This window comes from Streptomyces sp. KR55, assembly GCF_052245645.1.
Taxonomy (GTDB): domain Bacteria; phylum Actinomycetota; class Actinomycetes; order Streptomycetales; family Streptomycetaceae; genus Streptomyces; species Streptomyces flavusporus.
In genome coordinates, this window is record NZ_JBQQCE010000885.1 from 1 (window position 1) to 1,480 (window position 1,480).

General features: G+C 72.6%; 1 protein-coding gene and 2 pseudogenes. 2 read left to right on the forward strand and 1 reads right to left on the reverse strand.

The genetic code is table 11. The features are described from left to right. The coding region (locus ACTWQJ_RS51240; protein ID WP_443313177.1) for a glycoside hydrolase family 15 protein at positions 1 to 423 on the forward strand (423 nt) is incomplete at its 5' end. Between the two features lie 4 nt (positions 424 to 427). Beyond that, a pseudogene (locus tag ACTWQJ_RS51245) lies at positions 428 to 1,166 on the forward strand (SDR family oxidoreductase). An 8-nt stretch (positions 1,167 to 1,174) separates the two neighbouring features. Here the strand turns inward: ACTWQJ_RS51245 and ACTWQJ_RS51250 are convergent. Next, a pseudogene (locus ACTWQJ_RS51250) lies at positions 1,175 to 1,480 on the reverse strand (alkaline shock response membrane anchor protein AmaP); the annotation flags it as partial.

A 1,480-nucleotide genomic window follows, 5' to 3' on the forward strand; every position in this document is an offset into this window, starting at 1 on the left:
CAGTACTACGGTTCGCGCGAGCTGGACGCCGCCCTGCTGCTCATCCCGCGCGTCGGCTTCCTGCCACCGGACGACCCGCGCGTGAAGGGAACGATCGACGCGGTGCGCGAGGAGCTGTGCCACCAGGGCTTCCTGCGCCGCTACAGCGCCGACAGGACGGTCGTCGACGGGCTGCCCGGCAGCGAGGGCACCTTCCTGGTGTGCTCGTTCTGGCTCGCGGACGCACTGCACATGACGGGTCGTACGGACGAGGCCCGCGAGCTGTTCGAACGACTGGTGGGGATGGCGAACGACGTGGGGCTGCTGGCCGAGGAGTACGACCCCGTGACCGGCCGCCAGCTCGGCAACTTCCCGCAGGCGTTCAGCCATATCGGCCTGGTGAACACGGCCCTCGCCCTGTACGGGGCGGACGGGGCAGGATAGGGCCATGGATCTTGGACTGAAGGACCGGGTGTACGTCGTCACCGGGGCCACGCGCGGGCTGGGCAACGCCTCCGCGCGCGAGCTCGTGGCCGACGGGGCGAAGGTGGTCATCACCGGGCGGGACGAGAAGCGGGTCGCCGACGCGGCGGCGGAGCTGGGGCCGAACGCGTACGGGATGGCCGTGGACAACGGCGATCCGCAGGCGGCGGCCCGCCTGATCGGTGCCGCGCGCGAGCGGTTCGGCGGCTTCGCCGGCATCCTCGTCAGCGTCGGCGGGCCGCCCGCCGGGTTCGTCGCCGACAACACCGACGAGCAGTGGCAGTCGGCGTTCGAGTCGGTGTTCCTGGGTGCGGTGCGGCTCGCCCGCACGGCGGCGGCGGAGCTCGAAGCCGGGGGCGTCATCGGGTTTGTGCTGTCCGGCTCGGTGTACGAGCCGATTCCGGGGCTGACCATCTCCAACGGGCTGCGGCCGGGGCTGGCGGGCTTTGCCAAGTCGCTCTCGGACGAACTGGGGCCGCGGGGTATTCGCGTCGTCGGGGTGCTTCCCGGTCGTATCGACACGGATCGCGTGCGTGAGCTGGACTCCTTGTCCGCGGGCGGCTGCCGAGTCGCGTATTCCGTTGCGGCGGTACGGGACGCCGGAGGAGTTCGGGCGTACGGCCGCGTTCTTGCTGTCGCCGGCTGCGTCCTATCTGACGGGCGTCATGGTGCCGGTGGACGGCGGGGCGCGGCACGGCTTCTGAGAGGCACGTCAACTGACCCTTTCCGCACGGTGCTTGACGCCCCTCAGGCGGACCTCGGCCGGCAGTGACGCCAGGCCGGCCGAATCGCGGGCGTGGGCCAGGGCCTGGGCCGTGAGGCGGTGGAGTGCATCCCCGGGGTCCACGTGCGGCTCCACCAGGAGCCGTACCCGTGCCTCCGGCGCGCGGCGTCGCCCCGTGAGCTGGACATGGGCGCGGGCGACGCCGTCCAGGGCGTCCGCCTCGCCGGTGAGTACGCCTTCCAGGGCCCGCCCGCGCAGCAGGGCGCCCTCGCCGTCGCCGGTGTCGACGAGCAC